This window comes from Chitinophaga sp., from assembly GCF_035761305.1.
In the GTDB taxonomy this organism is placed as follows: Bacteria; Bacteroidota; Bacteroidia; order Chitinophagales; family Chitinophagaceae; genus Chitinophaga.
In genome coordinates this window covers 1-3,653 of sequence record NZ_DASTRI010000055.1, presented here as the reverse complement: position 1 = coordinate 3,653, position 3,653 = coordinate 1, and the positions used below count along the sequence as shown (strand labels likewise).

At 48.5% G+C, this 3,653-nt stretch carries 5 protein-coding genes; 2 read left to right on the top strand and 3 right to left on the bottom strand.

Going from position 1 to position 3,653, the window contains the following annotated elements; translation table 11 throughout:
* Positions 1-1,065: aldose epimerase family protein (locus tag VFS25_RS05550; RefSeq protein WP_326461130.1), on the top strand; the 1,065-nt coding region annotated here is incomplete at its 5' end.
* Positions 1,066-1,182: 117 nt separating this feature from the next.
* Positions 1,183-2,331 (top strand): glycoside hydrolase family 172 protein, encoded by a 1,149-nt coding sequence (locus VFS25_RS05545; protein ID WP_326461129.1) that lies wholly within the window; start codon positions 1,183-1,185, stop codon positions 2,329-2,331.
* A gap of 12 nt (positions 2,332-2,343) precedes the next feature.
* On the opposite strand, the gene VFS25_RS05540 is transcribed toward VFS25_RS05545, so the two are convergent.
* From VFS25_RS05540 to VFS25_RS05530, 3 genes are read right to left on the bottom strand one after another with little or no spacing between them, the layout of a single operon-like run.
* Entirely contained in the window at positions 2,344-2,877 is a 534-nt protein-coding gene (locus VFS25_RS05540) for a DUF4136 domain-containing protein (protein ID WP_326461128.1), read from the bottom strand.
* A gap of 16 nt (positions 2,878-2,893) precedes the next feature.
* Positions 2,894-3,220 (bottom strand): helix-turn-helix transcriptional regulator, encoded by a 327-nt coding sequence (locus VFS25_RS05535; RefSeq protein WP_326461127.1) that lies wholly within the window; start codon positions 3,218-3,220, stop codon positions 2,894-2,896.
* Positions 3,221-3,228: 8 nt separating this feature from the next.
* On the bottom strand, positions 3,229-3,576 hold the full coding sequence (locus VFS25_RS05530; protein ID WP_326461126.1) for a type II toxin-antitoxin system RelE/ParE family toxin: 348 nt from the start codon (positions 3,574-3,576) through the stop codon (positions 3,229-3,231).
* Positions 3,577-3,653: the final 77 nt, after the last annotated feature.

Genomic DNA, 3,653 nt, shown 5'->3' with positions numbered 1-3,653 from the left:
AGTATGAACATTGAGTCTTTAATTCCCGCTGCAAATTTTGATACTACGATTGATGGAAAACAGGTAAAGTTATTTTACCTCAGGAGCAAAGGCGGCGTGCAGATGGCAGTAACCAATTACGGTGCAAAAGTAGTAGCCCTGCTGGCGCCCGACCGTGAAAGACAGCTGGCGGATGTGGAGCTGGGTTATGATAAGATAGGGCAGTATGTAAACACCAAAGAGCGCTACTACGGCGGGGTTGTGGGCCGTTACGGCAACCGTATTGCCAAGGGCCGGTTTAAGCTGGATGGCAAGGAATACAAGCTGGCGGTAAACAACAATGCCAACCACTTGCACGGCGGTTTAAAAGGGTTTAACGACGTGGTGTGGGATGTTAAACAACCCGACGCCAATACGCTGGAATTTCATTACCTGTCGAAAGACGGGGAAGAAGGTTATCCCGGCAACCTGGATATAACAATGACTTATGCGCTCACAGACAGTAATGAATTTAAGATCGACTATAAAGCAACCACCGATAAGCCTACTGTTGTGAACTTAACGCATCACTCCTTCTGGAACCTGCATGGCGCCGGCAATGGCGATATTAATGACCATGTGCTGATGCTGAACGCAGATAAATTCACGCCGGTAGACAGTGGCCTTATCCCTTCGGGCAAGCTGGAGCCGGTAAAAGGCACTCCCATGGACTTTACCAAGCCTACGCCTATTGGCGAAAGGGTAGGCGCCGATTTTGAGCAACTGAAATTTGGTAAAGGGTACGATCATAACTGGGTACTGAACAAGAAAGGCAATGAGCTGTCTTTGGCAGCCACCGTGCTGGAACCCAGGAGCGGCCGTTATATGGAGGTGTGGACCACGGAGCCCGGTGTTCAGTTTTACGGCGGCAACTTTATGGCCGGCGATGTTGGTAAAGGCGGTAAAACCTATATTCACCGCGGCGCACTGGCGCTGGAAACCCAACATTACCCGGACTCTCCCAACCAGCCTTCCTTCCCTTCGGTTGTGCTGCGGCCCGGCGAAACTTACCACCAAACCTGCATTTACAAGTTTGGCGTGAAATAAACTTTTCCAGCATTAAATATTACAGAACGAATTACACGATGACGTTATGCTTCGTGTAATTCGTTTTGTAATTTGTAACCTTAACTATTATTGATCCACGTTACAAAACCTACACTCATGGTGAAGAAATTGCTTATGCTTTGTTGCGCAGTACTGGCAGCCAACCTGCTTTATGCGCAGCAGCCATCCTTTAACGGACTTGATATGAACATGGGCAACCTGTTCCAGCTTTCCAACGCAAAAACCAGGAGCATTAGCCCGGAAAATTTTACAGGAGAAAAAGGCAAGGCCGGCATGGCCACACTGGAGCAGGGCAATGCGCGGGATGCGGCCCGCGATCTGGGGCAGGGCTGGAAGGTAAACCCTTACATTCACATTGAGCCCGGAAAGACCGTTACACTCGCAGAAATTGAAGGCCCGGGCGCTATTCAGCACATCTGGATGACGCCAACCGGTAACTGGCGCTTTTCCATTATCCGCTTTTACTGGGACGACGAAACCACCCCTTCTGTAGAAGTGCCGGTAGGCGATTTCTTTGGCATGGGCTGGGGCCAGTATGCGCAGCTAACCTCCCTGGCAATATGTGTAAACCCGGGCAGCGCCTTTAACTGCTACTGGACCATGCCTTTCCGCAAAAAGTGTAAGATCACCATGGAAAACATCAATACGGAACGTATGACGCTGTACTACCAGGTAGATTATACGCTTACGGATGTACCGGCAGATGCAGGCTATTTTCACGCACAGTTCCGCCGCAACAATCCCACTAAAGGCGGCCTGTATACGCTGGTAGATGGCATTAAAGGCAAAGGCCACTACGTGGGCACCTACCTGGCCTGGGGCGTAAATAACAACGGCTGGTGGGGCGAAGGAGAAATCAAGTTCTTTATGGACGGAGATACAAAGTTCCCAACCATTTGCGGCACCGGTACAGAAGATTATTTCTGCGGCTCCTACAACTTTGAGAACCGCAACACCCATCAATACCAGGAGTTTTGCACGCCTTATACCGGGCTGGCGCAGGTTATACGCCCTAACGGTGTATATGACTCGCAACAGCGTTTTGGCCTGTACCGCTGGCATATTAAGGACCCGGTTCGGTTTGATAAAGACCTGAAAGTAACCATCCAGGACCTTGGCTGGCGCAGCGGCGGCCGTTATTTGCAGCAGCAGTCAGACATCAGCTCTGTAGTGTACTGGTACCAGGCGGAGCCCCACGCTCCTTTTCCGGCGCTGCCTCCCAAGAACGACCTGGAAGTGAACTAACAGCGCTGTGCGCTACAGCCCCCTGAAAAGTTCTTCCATGGCGTCTGCCACATTGCGTTGCAGGCGGGCCGGTTTATCCGGCACTATTCCTTCAACCACTCCACGCCACACCAACGTATTCTGGGCACGGTCTACCAAATGAACGGTAACCGTGCCCTCATTGTAATGCTGCCCCAGCTCCAGCTGTTCGTCATCCCAGGTGTAGCGCCGCTGGCCCATATAGTGCGGGTCGCCGGTTGCTGATTTATGTGTGCGCACCTTTTCATTGATCACTATACCAATATTCACCAGCAGGTCCGGGTTGTGCTCACCCCGCTGCAGGCCGCGCTTTTGCAGCTGCTGGGTGATTTCTGTTTTCAATGCTGCAAGGCTGGCGTTGTATGCCCGGCTGTTTACAGCGGCGCCGCTGGTATCTGCACCATAAAAATCAAAAGTGCGGTAATTGTTAAGGGCAAAGTTGTCGGCGTATTCCTGGTCCAGCACCTGTATGGGGCTGCAGGAGAAGGTGAGTAAAGCGCAAAGAAAAAGAAGTATGTAGGGTTTCATTGCAATAGACCTGGTTTTATATCAGTTGAAGGTACTTGTGTTCAAGCTTTACTTTAAAATGAATATCAGCATTCAGCGCTTTGAAAATCTTAACAATTGTATCAATAGTAGCGCTGTTAACGCTGCTTTCCAGTTTGGAGATCTGGGCTTTTTGCACGCCTACCAGCTTGCCAAGCTGCTCCTGGGTCATATTGCGTTCTTTCCGTGCTTTTTTTATCATATGCCCCAGTACATCCATATTCAGTTCATACTCATATTGCGCTCTTGCCTTAGTACCGCGTTTGCCGATGAACTCATCTTTAAGTTCGTTCAGTGAATAAGTATTTAGTTTGGCTTTTGACATAGTTGCGTTCAGTTTTTTTGGGAAAAATATAACCCTCTTGTACTTTCAGCTTTCTCAATTTCTTTTAATGGCAGCTTATCTGTTTTTTTAATAATGCCGTGTGTTGCAACTACCAGCGTTTGCGTGTTATTGGTTTTATCCCAGAAGGCTAATAAACGGTATTGAAGATTGCCATATTTGATCCTGAACTCCCAGATGTTGTTACTGACCTTTTTCAACAGTCTGGGATCATTCGTTTGCTCGGCCAGATCTATATTATACAATATTTTCCGTACTATTTTTCCGTCCAGACTCTTAAAAAAGGTCCTTACTTCTTCAAGAAATCGTGTGTTGAAATATCGGTTTGGCCTTGTCATAACAAAGTTAATAAAAGTTTCCAAATTTAGAAACTGTGCAGGCATGAGAAGTTAATCCGCAGTTAAGGCGTTCTCTA